The organism is Streptomyces viridosporus (assembly GCF_002078235.1).
GTDB classification, from domain to species: domain Bacteria; phylum Actinomycetota; class Actinomycetes; order Streptomycetales; family Streptomycetaceae; genus Streptomyces; species Streptomyces viridosporus.
In genome coordinates this window covers 1-13,739 of record NZ_MSGP01000497.1, presented here as the reverse complement: position 1 = coordinate 13,739, position 13,739 = coordinate 1, and the positions used below count along the sequence as shown (strand labels likewise).

The 13,739-nt window shown below is 74.7% G+C and carries 12 protein-coding genes and 1 pseudogene; 10 read left to right on the top strand and 3 right to left on the bottom strand.

The genetic code is table 11. The features are described 5' to 3' along the window. Positions 1-126: 126 nt before the first annotated feature. The 8 genes from B7L92_RS30300 (at position 127) to B7L92_RS30265 (ending at position 9,497) form a co-directional block, all read left to right on the top strand. Positions 127-2,259: a hypothetical protein gene (locus B7L92_RS30300; protein ID WP_081240543.1), complete on the top strand. Its 2,133-nt coding sequence runs from the start codon at positions 127-129 to the stop codon at positions 2,257-2,259. An 86-nt stretch (positions 2,260-2,345) separates the two neighbouring features. Then, a complete protein-coding gene (gene pelF / locus B7L92_RS30295) occupies positions 2,346-3,899 on the top strand; it encodes a GT4 family glycosyltransferase PelF (protein ID WP_081240542.1) in 1,554 nt (517 codons plus the stop codon). Further along, positions 3,896-5,299 (top strand): hypothetical protein, encoded by a 1,404-nt coding sequence (locus B7L92_RS30290; RefSeq protein ID WP_081240541.1) that lies wholly within the window; start codon positions 3,896-3,898, stop codon positions 5,297-5,299. Before pelF ends, B7L92_RS30290 begins: the two co-directional genes overlap by 4 nt. A gap of 85 nt (positions 5,300-5,384) precedes the next feature. Next, positions 5,385-6,386 carry a GDP-mannose 4,6-dehydratase gene (locus B7L92_RS30285; protein ID WP_081240540.1) on the top strand — a complete coding sequence of 334 codons (1,002 nt, stop codon included), beginning with the start codon at positions 5,385-5,387 and terminating at the stop codon, positions 6,384-6,386. A gap of 32 nt (positions 6,387-6,418) precedes the next feature. Continuing rightward, complete coding sequence (locus B7L92_RS30280) at positions 6,419-7,132, top strand: nucleotidyltransferase family protein (RefSeq protein WP_081240539.1); 714 nt, start codon at positions 6,419-6,421, stop codon at positions 7,130-7,132. A 6-nt stretch (positions 7,133-7,138) separates the two neighbouring features. Next, entirely contained in the window at positions 7,139-8,041 is a 903-nt protein-coding gene (locus B7L92_RS30275) for an NAD-dependent epimerase/dehydratase family protein (RefSeq protein ID WP_081240538.1), read from the top strand. Further along, the gene (locus B7L92_RS30270; RefSeq protein ID WP_016827713.1) at positions 8,038-8,700 is read left to right on the top strand and encodes a spherulation-specific family 4 protein; all 663 of its coding nucleotides are present in this window, start codon (positions 8,038-8,040) and stop codon (positions 8,698-8,700) included. The genes B7L92_RS30275 and B7L92_RS30270 overlap by 4 nt, the downstream gene beginning before the upstream one ends. Continuing rightward, positions 8,697-9,497, top strand: a complete 801-nt coding sequence (locus B7L92_RS30265; RefSeq protein ID WP_174704043.1) for an endo alpha-1,4 polygalactosaminidase — start codon at positions 8,697-8,699, stop codon at positions 9,495-9,497. Before B7L92_RS30270 ends, B7L92_RS30265 begins: the two co-directional genes overlap by 4 nt. Before the next feature lie 256 nt (positions 9,498-9,753). Here B7L92_RS30265 and B7L92_RS30260 read toward each other — a convergent pair whose 3' ends face one another. Beyond that, positions 9,754-10,020, bottom strand: coding sequence for a GlsB/YeaQ/YmgE family stress response membrane protein (locus B7L92_RS30260; protein ID WP_081240537.1), 267 nt, complete (start codon positions 10,018-10,020; stop codon positions 9,754-9,756). A 196-nt stretch (positions 10,021-10,216) separates the two neighbouring features. After that, positions 10,217-10,816, bottom strand: coding sequence for a DUF998 domain-containing protein (locus B7L92_RS30255; RefSeq protein ID WP_081240536.1), 600 nt, complete (start codon positions 10,814-10,816; stop codon positions 10,217-10,219). 376 nt (positions 10,817-11,192) lie between these two features. Between B7L92_RS30255 and B7L92_RS30250 the strand changes: the two genes are divergently transcribed. Next, complete coding sequence (locus B7L92_RS30250; protein WP_255311208.1) at positions 11,193-12,083, top strand: DMT family transporter; 891 nt, start codon at positions 11,193-11,195, stop codon at positions 12,081-12,083. A 218-nt stretch (positions 12,084-12,301) separates the two neighbouring features. After that, positions 12,302-12,751: a hypothetical protein gene (locus B7L92_RS30245; RefSeq protein WP_081240534.1), complete on the top strand. Its 450-nt coding sequence runs from the start codon at positions 12,302-12,304 to the stop codon at positions 12,749-12,751. Here B7L92_RS30245 and B7L92_RS30240 read toward each other — a convergent pair. Further along, positions 12,681-13,739, bottom strand: a pseudogene (locus tag B7L92_RS30240) (hypothetical protein); the annotation flags it as partial. The gene B7L92_RS30245 and the pseudogene B7L92_RS30240 overlap by 71 nt on opposite strands.

The window sequence follows — 13,739 nt, the reverse complement described above, 5'->3', positions numbered from 1 at the left end:
CCCCACCATGTGAGGCGACGGATGTGTCGACGACCGGCTTCTGAGGGGGACGCCGGCGTCGCGCGCGGGGGTGCGTCCGCTCCACGGAGCAGCGTCCACCCCTGCCCGGGGAGGGGACAGCACCGCATGAAGCGGACCATACGCACCGCCCTGCTCACCGCAGGCGCGCTCATCGCCGCCTTAGGCATACCGAGCACGGCGGCCCATGCCGACGCCGCGACCCCCCGCATCGATCTGCGGGTGCTCGTCGTGAGCGACGGCGGCCCGGCCACCGAGGCCATCGCCGCCGAACTGGACACCGCGGGAACGCCGTACACGGAGATCGACCTCACGCGGTCCGACCGGCCCGTGATCGACGCCGACTACCTCGCGGACACCGTGGACGGACGCGAACGCGCCAAGTTCCAGGCCGTCGTCCTGCCCAACGACAACCCGTTCCCGGCGAACTCCGCCGAGATGGCCGCGCTCGTGGCGTACGAGCGGGCCTACGACGTGCCGCAGGTCGACGCCTACACGTACGCCCGTCCCGAGGCCGGCCTCCAGTACCCGGTCCACGGCGGCTACTCCGGCAGTGTCGACGGCGTGCAGGCGGAAGTGACCGACGCCGGTCGCGCAGGCCCGTTCGGCTACCTCGACGGCCCGGTGCCGTTCGAGGACAACTCGCCCACCGTGGGCGAGAGTTACGCCTACCTGTCGACTCCGGTGGCCGGCGCCGACTTCACGCCGTACGTCCAGGCGCCGATCCCGGGCACCACCGAGCAGGGTTCGCTGGTGGGCGAGTACCGGCACGACGGGCGGCGCGAACTCGTCGTCACCTTCGTCTACAACCGGCACCAGCAGCAGTTCCGGCTGCTGGCCCGCGGCATCGTCCAGTGGATGACCGGCGGTGTGCACCTGGGTTCCTCCCGCAACTACTTCGCCGTGCACGTCGACGACGTCCTCGCCGCCGACGACCGCTGGAACTCCGAGCTCAACTGCACGCCCGGCGACGTCGACTGCACGGATCCGGACGCCGTCCCGGACCCGATCCGCATGACGCCCGCGGACGTCGACCGCGCCGTCGCCTGGCAGCGCGAGCACGGCTTCACCCTCGACCTCGCCTACAACGGCGCCGGCAGCGTCGACCACCGCGAGGACGGCGACGGCACCGACCCGCTCGCCGACCGGTTCCTCGCCGAGCGGAACGAGTTCCGCTGGATCAACCACACGTACACGCACGCCTTCCTCGGCTGCGAGCAGGACACCACGGTGGTGCCCTGGCGGTGCGCCACCCACGCGGACGGCAGCACCAAGTGGGTCAGCCGGAACGACATCTCCGACGAGATCGCCCTCAACCGCGTCTGGGGGCAGACTTCCGGACTCCCCCTGGACAACGGCGAGCTGGTCACCGGTGAGCACTCCGGCCTGCGGGTGCTGCCCCAGCAGCCGGCCGACAACCCCAACCTGGCGCCCGCCCTGGCCGACAACGGCGTCACCTGGCTCGCCTCGGACAACTCCCGCGAGCCCGACCAGCGCCGGGTCGCTCCCGCCACCACGGTCCCCCGCTACCCGATGAACATCTTCTACAACGCCGGGCGGGCGGCCGAGCAGGTCGACGAGTACAACTGGATCTACACCAGCCGCGCGCAGGGCGGCAGCGGCATCTGCGAGGACAACCCGGCCACCACCACCTGCCTGCCCGCCCCGCTCGACACGGCCACCGGCTACACGGAGCACATCGTGCCGCTGGAGCGGCGGATCGCCCTCGGCCACGTCCTCGCCAACGACCCCAAGCCGCACTTCATCCACCAGTCGAACCTGGCCGAGGACCGCATCGCCTATCCGGTCCTGGACGGTGTGCTCGACGGCTACGCCGCCCTCTTCGCGGAGAACACCCCCGTGGTCAACCCGCGGATGAAGGACATCGGCGTCGAACTGCAGCGGCGCGCCGCGTGGCGCGCGGCCGTGCGGGACGGGCAGGTCACGGCCCACCGCATCGGCGGCACCGTCACCGTCGAGGGCCCGGTTGGCGTGGCGGTTCCCGCGACGATGCCCGAGGGCACCACCCGCTCCGGATCCGTGTTCGGCGGAGCCTACGCGGGCGGACGGTCCGGATGGACGTCCCCGACGTCCGCCCCGCTCGTCCTGGCACTGCCGCCGTCCGCCGTCCCCGCCCCGGCCACCGGTACGGACGGTTCCGCGCCGGCAACCGCCCCGGCGCCCAAGGCCCGTGTGCCCGAGGGCGTGGCCGAGCCGGTCTCCCCCGGCACGAACGGCTGACCGGAGCACCGGCAGCGAGGTCCCGGCCGCCCCTTCGCGGCCGGGACCGGCACGACCACCCCACACCTCGGCCGTGGAGCCCATCGATGCACGTTCCCCACGGCGCGCGACGCTCCGAAGCGACGCGCGTCACCCTGCTCACCGAAGGCACCTACCCGCACAGTCACGGCGGTGTGAGCGTCTGGTGCGACCAGCTCGTCACCGGCATGCCGGACATCGACTTCGACGTCATCGCCGTCACCGGCACCGGGCGCGAGCCGGTCGTATGGGACCTTCCGGGCCATGTCTCCGGCGTCCTGTCCGTACCCATGTGGGGCGAGGCGCCGCAGGGCACGCCGCCCCGCGGCCGTTCCCGCGGCCGGCTGGCCGACGCCTACGAACGGTTCCTGACCGCGCTGGTCGACCCCCGCGCCGAGGACGGTTTCGCGCCCGCCCTGTACGCCCTGGCGCGGGCGGCGGCGGACGGGCGGCTCAGCCCTTTCCTGCGCGGCGACACGGCGGTGAGGATCCTGACCTCCGTGTGGACGCGGCCGGGGCTGGCCGTGCGCGAGGCGGGGCCGACCCTGCACGACGCGCTCACCGCGACCGGTCTGCTCGAGCACGCCCTGCGCCCGTTGGCCGCGCCGCCGCCCGAGGAGGGGGTCGCGCACGCCGTCAGCGGCGGGGTCGCCGTGCTGCCGGGGCTGGCCGCGCTCGAACGGCACGGTGTTCCGCTGCTGCTGACCGAGCACGGCGTCTACCTGCGCGAGCGCTACCTGGGCTACCGGACCGCCCCCTACCGCTGGCCGGTCAAGGCGGTGGTCCTGGGGTTCTTCCGGCTGCTGGCGGAGGAGAGCTACCGCCGGGCGGCGCTGATCACCCCGGGCAACCGCTACAACCGGCTCTGGGAGGAGCAGGGCGGCGCCGACCCCGCGTCGATCCGCACGGTCTACAACGGCGTCGACCCCGCCGCCTTCCCCCCGGCGGGCCCGGAGCCGGAGGCCCTCACCCTCAGCTGGGCCGGACGCGTCGACCCGATCAAGGACCTGGAGACCCTGATCCGCGCCTTCGCCCTCGTCCGGGACCGGCTGCCCGGCGTACGGCTGCGGTTGTTCGGCGGGACGCCCCGGGGCGGTGAGAGCTACCGGGAGCGCTGCGAGGCCCTGGCCGCCGGACTGGGGCACGCGGACGCCGTGACGTTCGAGGGGCGCGTGGAGGACATCAGGGACGCCTACGCGGCCGGGAACGTGGTGATGCTGTCCAGCATCAGCGAGGGGTTCCCGTTCACGCTGATCGAGGCCATGTCGTGCGGGCGGGCGACCGTCTCCACCGACGTGGGCGGGGTGCGGGAGGCCGTCGGCGGGACCGGTCTGGTGGTCCCGCCGCGCGATCCGGCCGCGATGGCCGCCGCCGCGCTGGAACTGCTGAACGACCCCGCGCGGCGCCGGACGATGGGCGAGGCGGCCCGGCTGCGGGTGATCGAGCAGTTCACCCTCCGGCAGACCATCGACACCTTCCGCTCCGTCTACCGGGAGCTGTCGGAGCAGGCGGCCGTGCGGCAGCCGGGCGTCCCCGCGCTCGTCCGGCCCCGCACCACCGACCGTCCCCCGCCGGATCCGCGGATCCCGGCCGGCACGGAGACGAGGAGCATGGCGCTGTGAGCGGCCCGATGGCCCTGGAGCCGGGCGGCGCGGAGCAGGACACGCTCGCCCTGCGGATCGCCCGGCCGGGCCGGACGCGCGTCCGGCCCGGCGACGACCGCACGCTCACCCTCCGGCTGCCGGAGCAGGGCCCGGACGAGGAGGCGGTCAGCCGGCTCGCCGCCGACCTGGCCGACCGCGTCGGCCCGGCCGTCCACCCCTACGAGGTGGCCGCGCTGCTGGAGGCGGAGGGACTCTCCGCCGAGGTGATCCGGCACCGGTACGGGCATCCGAACCTCTTCTCCCTCGCCTCGGCGCTGTACGACAGGGTGCCCCGGACCTTCCCCGAGCCGCCCGCCGCGGCCGACCCCTGGCGTCCGGACACCGTGCGGTGCCTGCTGCGGGGCGTGCTGTTCGCGCTCCCGGCCCTGGCCTACCTGCTCACCGCCCCGCTGTGGCGCGCCGACCGGCACGCCCCCGCCCTGATCCTGGCGGGCGTCGTCTCCTGGGCGTGGGGGCAGGCGCTGGGGCACCGCGCGCACCTGCGGCTGGTGACGGGGCGCCGGGAGGCGGCCCGCACCCTGCTGACCGGGGCCCTGCTGGGCGCGGCGGTGGCCACGGTCCCGGCCGCACTGTACGCCGGGGGCGGCCCGGTGACCGCGGTGGCCGCCGCCCAGTCGCTGTACCTCGCGGCGGCGGGCGTGCTGCTGGTGCTGGCCCGGGAGCGGCTGCTGCTGGCCGCGCTCAGCCCGCTGGCCGCCGGCGCCGCGGTACTGCCGTGGTGGGATCCCGGACCGCTGCCGCGGGCCGGTCTGCCCCTGTTGGCGCTGCTGGCCACGCTCGCCTCCGCCGCACGGGTCCTGTGGACCGGCCTCACCGCCCCGGCCGCTCCCGGCGGACCGAGGCCTCGGCTGCACTCCTCCCTGCCGTACGGGCTGTTCGGGCTGGCCGCCGCGGTGCTCGTGGTGCTGGTGGGCCGGCGGGACCCGTACGCGGTGATCGCGCTGACCGTGAGCATGGGTCCGGCCGAGTGGCTGCTGTACCGCTACCGCGGCTGGTCGGTCGCCGCGCTGCGGGTGAGCGCGACGCCCCGGGCGTTCCGGCTCCGCTCGGCCGCGATCCTCGGCCTCTGCCTCCTCGCCTACCTCCTGCTGTTGCTGCCCCCGGTGCTCCTCACCGGCTCCGGGACGGCCGCGCTGCCGCTCGCGGCGGCCCTGTGGACCGCCCTGCTCCTCCAGGCGTTCGGCGTGGCCTGGCCTCCTGCCGTGCTGTGTCTCCTGACCGCCGGCGCCGCCGGGGCGGTCACCCTGCTGGACCTGCCGCCGGGCCCGGCCGTACTGCCTCTGGGCTGCGGCGCGGCCGCCGCCCTGCTCGCGGTCTGTGCGGTCCGTCTGCTCGGCAGGCCCTCCCCGCACGCCTGATCACCGGGCCGCCGCACCGTGCGCGCCGCCCACCCCGTGGAACACCAGCACCCCCGTCGCTCGACCGGACGAAAGGACACCAGAGTTGACCTCCGCACCGCTCGCCGCCGTCACCGGGGCCGAGGGATTCATCGGCTCGCACCTCACCGAGGCGCTCGTCGCCTCCGGCCATCGCGTCAGGGCCATGGTCCAGTACAACTCGTTCTCCTCCTACGGCTGGCTGGAGACCCTCTCCGCCGACCTGCTCGAGCACGTCGAGATCGTCCTCGGTGACGTGCGCGACCCGGGCTCGGTCCGCGGTCTACTCGAGGGCGCCGACTGCGCCTACCACCTGGCCGCGCTCATCGCGATCCCCTACTCCTACCGGGCGCCGCACAGTTACGTGGACACCAACGTCACCGGCACGCTCAACGTGCTGGAGGCGGTGCGCGCCCTGGGGACGCCGCGTCTGGTCCACACCTCGACCAGCGAGACGTACGGCACCGCGCAGACCGTGCCGATCACCGAGGACCACCCCATCAACACCCAGTCCCCGTACGCCGCCTCGAAGGCCGGCGGCGACCGGCTGGCCGACAGCTACCACGCCAGTTTCGACACCCCCGTGGTGACGCTGCGGCCGTTCAACACCTTCGGCCCGCGCCAGTCGATGCGCGCGGTGATCCCCACCGTCATCGGCCAGGTGGCGGCCGGGCAGCGCACCATCACCCTCGGCGACCTGCGCCCGACCCGGGACTTCACCTTCGTCGAGGACACCGCGCGGGCGTTCCTCGCGGTGGGCACCGCGCCGGCGGAGCGGGTCGTGGGCCGCACCTTCAACTCCGGGACCGGTGAGGAGGTCTCCGTCGGCGACCTGGTGGCGCTGATCGGCAAGGTCATGGACTCCCCCCTCGACGTGCGGGAGGACCCCGAGCGGCTGCGGCCCGCGGGCTCCGAGGTGATGCGGCTGGTCGCCGACGCGACCCGGCTGACGGCGGCGACCGGCTGGCGCCCCCGCCGCACGCTGGCGGAAGGGCTCACCCGGACCGCGGAGTTCTTCGGCGACCCGGCCAACCTGGCCCGCTACAAGACCGGCATCTACAACATCTGACCCGTCCGGCACGTCCATGCAGGAGGTATCCCATGCACGCAGTGATCCTGGCCGGCGGAAAGGGCGTCCGGCTGCGGCCCTACACCACCGCGCTGCCCAAGCCGCTCGTCCCGATCGGCGACCAGCACGCGATCCTGGAGATCGTGCTGCGTCAGCTGTCCACGGCCGGCTTCACCCGCTGCACCATCGCCATCGGCCACCTCGGCGAGATCATCCGGGCCTATGTGGGGGACGGCTCGCAGTGGGGCATGAGCGTCGACTACGCCACCGAGGAGAGCCCGCTGGGCACCATGGGCCCGCTGCTCACCCTCCGCGACCGTCTGCCGGAGAACTTCCTGGTGATGAACGGCGACGTGCTCACCGACCTCGACTACGCCGACGTACTGCGCCGGCACGAGGCGTCGGGCGCGCCGCTGACCATCGCCACCTACGCCCGCAGGGTGCACATCGACTTCGGGGTGCTGACCACGAACGCGAGCCGGGTCGTCGCCTTCACCGAGAAGCCGAGCATCGACTACCGGGTGTCCATGGGCGTCTACGGCGTCTCGCGGACCACGCTCGCCCCCTACACGCCCGGACTCCCGCTGGGCTTCGACGAACTGGTGCTAGACCTGCTCGCCGCCGAACGGCCGCCGCACGCCTACGAGTTCGACGGATACTGGCTGGACATCGGCCGCCCCGACGACTACGACCGGGCCAACGCCGAGTTCACCAACCGCAAGTCGCTTCTGCTCAAGGGAGCCTGAGCCCGTATGCGCATCCTCGTTCTCGGCACCACCGGTTACCTGGGCGGCCACGTCGCCGAGCGGCTGCGCGCCCTGCCGGGCACGCGGGTGCTCGGCGGCGGCCGCTCGCCCGCCGCCGAGGTCACCGTCGACCTCGCGTCCGACCGCCCGCGGCACCTGGCGAAGGCGCTGGCGTCGGCCGCGCCCGACGCGGTCGTCAACTGCGCGGGCGCGACCGGCGGCGACGCCGTCACCCTCGCGGAGGTGAACGCCCGCGGCCCCGCCGTGCTGTGCGCGGCGCTGCGGGAGGCGGCGCCCGGGGCGCGTCTGGTCCATCTGGGGTCGGCCGCCGAGTACGGTCCCGGCGCACCCGGTGTCCGGGTGGCGGAGTCGGCGGCCACCCGCCCGGCCGGCCCGTACGGCGCGACCAAGCTGGCGGGCACGGTGGCGGTGACCGCCTCGGGGCTGGACGCGGTGGTGCTGAGGGTGGGGAACCCGGTGGGTCCGGGCGCTCCGCCCACCGGGCTGCCCGGCCGGGTCACCGCCCTGCTGAGGGACGCCGGGTCCGATCCGGGCGCGGCCCTGCGGCTCGGTGACCTGTCCGCGCACCGCGACTTCGTGGACGTACGCGATGTGGCCCGGGCCGCGCACCTGGCGGTCACCGCACCCGGGCCGCTGCCACCGGTCCTCAACGTCTCCGGCGGCGAGGCGGTACCGGTGCGCGAACTGGTGCGGACGCTGGCGGACGTGGCCGGTTTCCGGGGGCGGATCGTGGAGGAGGGGACGAGTGGCTCGGCGCGGTCCGCGCGGGTGTCGTGGCAGTGCTCCGACATCACCGCCGCCCGCGACGCCCTCGGCTGGCGACCGGCCCACTCCCTGGACTCCTCCGTGACGGCGCTGTGGGCGGCCGAGGGGGCATCGGCGCGATGAGCCTGCTGATCCCGCTGTACGTCCATCCGGCCGAGGACCCGGCCGCCTGGAACCGGCTCATCACCCGCGCCGCCCGCACCTACGCCGTCGTCCTCAACCCCGCGAACGGGCCCGGCCACGCCCCCGACCCGGCGTTCGCCGCCGCGGCCGGGGCGCTGCGGGCGGCGGGCGCCCGGCCGCTCGGTTACATCGACACGGACTACGGCACGCGCGACCCGGCGGAGATCGCCGAGGACCTGCGCAGACACCGGGAGTGGTACGCCGCCGACGGCTGCTTCCTGGACCGGGTGACCTCCGCCGCGGACGGGCTGCCGGCCTGCCGCAGGCTGGTGCGGTCCGTCCGCCGGCTCGGTGCCTCGACCGTCGTCCTCAACCCGGGCGTCCACCCCGCTCCCGGCTACGCCCGCCTCGCCGACCTGACGGTCACCTTCGAGGGCCACTGGTCCACGTACGTATCGGCGTTCAGCCGCCCCTCGTGGACCGTGCGGCAGCCGCCCGGGCGGCTGTGCCACCTCGTCTACGGGGTGCCGGAACCGCTCGTGCCGCTCGCCGTGCGCACCGCGCGCGAGCGGGGCGCGGCGGTGTGCGGTCCGGTGACGGGCGAACCGCCCAACCCGTGGTCCCGGCTGACCCCCGCGCTGGCCGGGGAGGAGCGGTGAGGCGGCTCGTACCGGCCTTCGCCGTCGTCCTGGCTCTGCTGGCCGCCCTCACCGCGTGCTCCGGTGAGGACGACCGCACGGCCGACCCGCGCACCCGCGCCGTGTGGCAGCCGCGCCCCGGGCTGGCCTGGCAGTGGCAGCTCGACGGCAGGGTGGACCCCTCGGTCGACGTGCCCGTCTACGACATCGACGGCTTCGAGAACACCGCGGCCGACGTCGCCCGTCTGCACCGCGACGGCCGCAAGGTGATCTGCTACGTCAACGTGGGCGCCTGGGAGGACTTCCGCCCCGACCGGGGCGACTTCCCGCGGTCACTGCTCGGCAGGCCCAACGGCTGGCGCGGCGAACGCTGGCTGGACATCCGCCGGGTGTCGACGCTCCGGCCCCTCATGGAACGCCGGTTCGACATGTGCCGGGACAAGGGCTTCGACGCGGTGGAACCGGACCTGGTCGAGGGCTACGCCGACGACACCGGCTTCCCGCTCACGGCCCGCGACCAGCTCCGCTACAACCGCATGATCGCGGACATCGCGCACGAGCGCGGTCTGGCCGTGGGCCTGAAGAACGACCTGGCCCAGATCCCCCAACTGCTGGACGACTTCGACTTCGCGGTCAACGAGGAGTGCGCCCAGTACGGGGAATGCGAACGGCTCGAGCCCTTCGTCGCGGCGGGCAAGGCGGTCTTCCACGTGGAGTACGCGCGGCCCGCGGCCGACTTCTGCCCGATGGTCCGGAAGTTGCGGCTGTCGTCGATGCTCAAGAAGCCGGAACTGGGCGTCTGGCGCAAACCCTGCTGAGGGACCGGGCCGGTAGGGGAAACCGGATTCCGGCGCGGTCGCTTCGCCGGTCCGCCCTCGCGGCGCCCCGTCTCGTCCCTCCTCGGCCGCACGGCGCGAAGCGGGCACGGCCGTTCTCGGCTCGCCCGACGCGTGTGGGATCCGGCCCGGAGAGGCCGCTGCCCACGACCGCCGTGGCGGCGCGTCAGAACGGCCGCGGGAACCCGGACGCGCCGCACCCCGTCGGCCGGTTGCCGACGGGGTGCGGCGCGAGCGGTCAGGCGTGGTGGCGTCGGCGGGTCCACAGGGGCGTGACGAAGGCGATCAGAGCAGCCGCGATGCCGATCTGGAAGATGTGGCGGATCCAGTCGACGCCTCCGGTGTCGCGGACGCCGAAGGCGGAGGCGAGGGCGTTTCCGGCCACCGCGCCGAGGATGCCCAGGAGGACGGTCATCCAGAGCGGGATGGGCTGACGTCCGGGCAGGACGAGCTTGGCCAGCAGACCGATGATGAGTCCGGCGATGATGGCCCAGAGAAACGACATGACGACTCCTTCGACTCTGTGTGCTTCGGCTTCCGGCTACCACGCAGCGGCGTTCGTATGCACGGCTCTTCGAACGGCTCCCCGTGCGACGGGTCCGCCCGGGAGCGGGATCCGGATCGGGAACGGTGCGCGCGACCCCCGTCCTCCGGCGCCGGACCGGCCGGCCCGCCCGTGTGCGGCGAGGCGTCCGCACCGGTCATGCCGGCGGCTCGCCCCGGTCCCCCGGACGACGGAGGCACGACGCGGCGACGACGAAGGGCCAGAGGGACTGAACAGCCGTCACCGCCCGTTCCACGACGCCGACGACACCGCCCCGGTGGGTCTCGACGAGGAACCACAGCGCGCCGACGACCATCACGGCAGCCGCCGCGGCCGAGGGAGCGGGCCGGAGCGCCCAAGGGACGTCTCCGCCGCCGGCGGCCAGGACCGGCCACACGGCCAGGAGCACGAACCCGACCACGGTCACCGAACCGTGGTGCAGGGACCCCCCGCTGCTCGGCGTCGGGAACAGTGCCACGACCAGCGCCGCCAGTCCACCGCCGGCCAGCGCCACGCGTCCGGCCGGTGCGGCCGCCCGCAGTCCCCAGGCGGTGAGCAGGTGGCAGGCGCCCAGCGCGAGGAACGCCCCGGTCATCACCCAGTAGCCCGGCGCCCCGTAGGCCGCCAGGACGCTGATCGTCTGAGTGGCGGGATCGTAGGCGGGGCCTTCCAGCGACGCCGCGATCACCCAGCCCGCGATCAGCAGGACGGGCGCGCACCCCGACGAGAGCAGGACCCATCCAGGAACAAGAGGCACCGGATGATCATAAAACGCGGAATACCGTCACCGCCGCCGTCACCGCCGCCCCGGGCTCCGGCACCGCGACGACCGGCCCTCACCTCCCGGCGGCCGGCCGCTCTCCGCGGAGCGGGTTCCCGCGTCTCCGGCGTCTCCGGCGTCTCCCGCGCCTCCCGCGGCAAGTACGGCGAGACCGCGCCATCCGTTCGGCGGGATCCGGCTCGCGCCGTCCGGCGGCGGTCCCCGAGCGCCGCCGGGCGGCCCCTTCCGGTCGGCTCCGGCGGCCGAGTGCTCCGTGACACGCCCCGAGCGGTTCGCGAGGACCGGGGAGAGCACGCCACCATGGCAGGACCGGGGGTGGGCCGTCTCGTCGTCCTGGAGGATCACGGTGGACATGCTCATACCGGTCCTGTTCGCGCTGAGCGGCGCGTTCAGCAACGCTCTCGCGACCGTCCTCCAGCGCAAGGCCGCGCTGAGCGTGCCCCGCTCCGACAAACTCCGGGCCCGGCTCATGCTCGACCTGCTGCGGCACCCCGTCTGGCTCGCCGGCATCGTCGCCGTCATCGCCGCGGCCGTCTGCCAGGCCGTGGCCCTCGCGACGGGGCCGTTGACGGTCGTCCAGCCCCTGTTCGTGCTGGAGCTGCCGCTCGCCCTGGTCATCGCCGCCGTGCTGCTGCACGGGCGGATGTCCCGGCTCGGCTGGGTGGCCGTGGCCGCCGTCGTGGCCGGGCTCGCCGTCGTCCTCGTCGCCGCGTCACCCGTGGGGAACCGCACCCACGCGCCGATGGATCGATGGGGCCCGGCACTCGCCGTCTGCTCCGTCGTGATCGTCGCCCTGGTGGTCACGGCGCTCCGCCGGCCCGAGGGGCGGGGCCGCGCCGCCTGCTTCGGGCTGGCCACCGCCGTCGCGTACGCGATGACGGCGGCCCTGATGAAGACGTCGATGCACACGCTCGACGACGGCGGCGTGACCGCGTTCCTCACCACCTGGCAGACCTACGGCTTCGCCGTCTTCGGCGGGACCGCGCTGTTCCTCCTGGAGAACGCGATGCAGGCCGGGCCGCTGGTGGCGTCCCAGCCCGCCATCACGCTCGGTGACGCGAGCATGAGCCTGGCCCTCGGGCTCGCGGTCTACGAGGAGTACGTGCGGACGGGCTGGTGGCTCCTCCCCCAGTTGCTGGGCGTCGCCCTGATCGCCGTGGGCGTGTTCGCGCTGTCGAGGATGTCGCTCGCCCGCGCCCTGACCGGCGAGGACCGTCCCGCCGTCGGCGCCGGGGCCACGTGACGCACGTGGCCGGCGGGGCCGCGCCTCGGCGGGCCGGACACGGCCGGCGATGTGCGGCCCCGCCGAGGGCACCGTGGACGCCGGGCGGGCGTGGGCCGGCCCCGTCCGGACGGATTCCGCGCGGGCGTGCAACCTCCGGGAGGTGCGAGAGGTCCAATGGGTGAACGGGAGCAGAACGACCTTCCGTGTCACTCCCACTCGTCCCATCGGGGGAACGCATGAACCCGACTCGCTCTCTCATCCGTCGCGGCACGGCCGCGGCCCTCACCGTCCTGCTGGCCGCCGCGCTCGGCGCGGCCGGTGCCGGGGCGTCGAGCGCGGAGCCCGCGGCGCCGCAGAAACAGAAGATCGCGTCGGCGGTCCTCGGCTCCGACTACCGCATCACCCTGACCGCGCTGCGTTCGGCCGACGACGGGTACGCGGCCTCCGTGCGCCTGCAGGTGTACACGGAGACCGGCGGCGTCTGGAAGGAGACCGATCGCGTGACCGTGGGCGACGTGGACGGCTGGTTCTGGTACCCGCTCACCGGCAAGGGCGCCGTGTGCCAGTTCTCGACGGCCGGCACCGAGCCCGCACCGCTCACCGTGAGCCTGCTGGTCACACCGTCCGTCGGCTGCTCGGACCCGGTGCACTACCTCGTGAAGGAAGGCCGGGTGTACGCCGGCTGAGACGACCGGCGGGGCCCCGGAAGCCGTACGGGTCACCCCCTGGCCAGGGGCGTGGAAGAGGGCCCCGAGGAGGGTGTCTCGGTCGTGGTGGCCCCCAGCCGCCCGCGCACAGGGCCCGTTCGACCGCGTCGGTGTAGACGGCGGCGGCGAGCCAGGCCCGGGCGAAGTGGTCCGTGTCGGCCGGGAGCAGGCGGCCGAAGGCGTCGCGGGAGCGGTCCGCGGCGGCGGCGTGGAGGTCGTCGAGGAGGTCGCCCGCGGTGACGAGGCCGAGACGGCGCAGGCGGACGGCGTCGCCCGAGACGCTCCCGGCGGAGGCAAGGACACGGCGGCCTCCCGACACCGCCTGGTGGACGCGGCGGCGCAGCAGGTGCAGGGGGGCCTCGTCCATGGTGGGGGCGACCTCAGCCGGTGGGGCGACCGCTCCGGTGGGCAGGTCCGCGTGCCGGAGGCGGTCCAGGCCGAGGTCCACCCGGGCGGCGGGGTCGGTGGGGTGCTCGACGGCGAGCAGCAGGGCGCGCGGAAGCGGCTCGGGCACCAGGCGCGCGACGATCCGCAGCCGACTGCCCCGGGCGGCGGCGAGCAGGCGGAGGTTGTCGCGGCAGGGAAGCGATGGATCGTCGTGGGCGGCGGCCAGCCGCAGGGGCAGGCCCGCGCAGTCGGCCAGCAGGCAGTCGCCCGTCGTCTCCCGCACCGTGCCCGTGAGGGTCACCTCGAGGAACAGCAGGTCCTGTCCGCCGTTCAGGGCCCGGGCCACTTGCTCGGCGGCGGGTACGGCCCACAGCCGGTCCAGCGGCTCGGCGTGCCAGGCGGCGCCGGACGCGCGGACCGCCCGCACCCCGGCCCCCGCGCCGAGACGGCCCGTCGGGGAGACGGTGGCACCGGACACGGCCAGCCCGGCGCGCGACAGTTCGCGGTGGGTCAGGGCGGTGTCGCCGATCCGTACGGCCCGGTCGGCGGCGCCGGTCGCCCGGGCGGGCCCGCCCGGAGC

Coding starts and splice junctions, on each gene's coding strand:
- B7L92_RS30300 (WP_081240543.1), top strand. CDS start 127: ATGAAGCGGACCATACGCACCGCCCTGCTCACCGCAGGCGCGCTCATC.
- pelF (WP_081240542.1), top strand. CDS start 2,346: ATGCACGTTCCCCACGGCGCGCGACGCTCCGAAGCGACGCGCGTCACC.
- B7L92_RS30280 (WP_081240539.1), top strand. CDS start 6,419: ATGCACGCAGTGATCCTGGCCGGCGGAAAGGGCGTCCGGCTGCGGCCC.
- B7L92_RS30275 (WP_081240538.1), top strand. CDS start 7,139: ATGCGCATCCTCGTTCTCGGCACCACCGGTTACCTGGGCGGCCACGTC.
- B7L92_RS30270 (WP_016827713.1), top strand. CDS start 8,038: ATGAGCCTGCTGATCCCGCTGTACGTCCATCCGGCCGAGGACCCGGCC.
- B7L92_RS30260 (WP_081240537.1), bottom strand. CDS start 10,020: ATGTCGTTTCTCTGGGCCATCATCGCCGGACTCATCATCGGTCTGCTG.
- B7L92_RS30250 (WP_255311208.1), top strand. CDS start 11,193: ATGCTCATACCGGTCCTGTTCGCGCTGAGCGGCGCGTTCAGCAACGCT.
- B7L92_RS30245 (WP_081240534.1), top strand. CDS start 12,302: ATGAACCCGACTCGCTCTCTCATCCGTCGCGGCACGGCCGCGGCCCTC.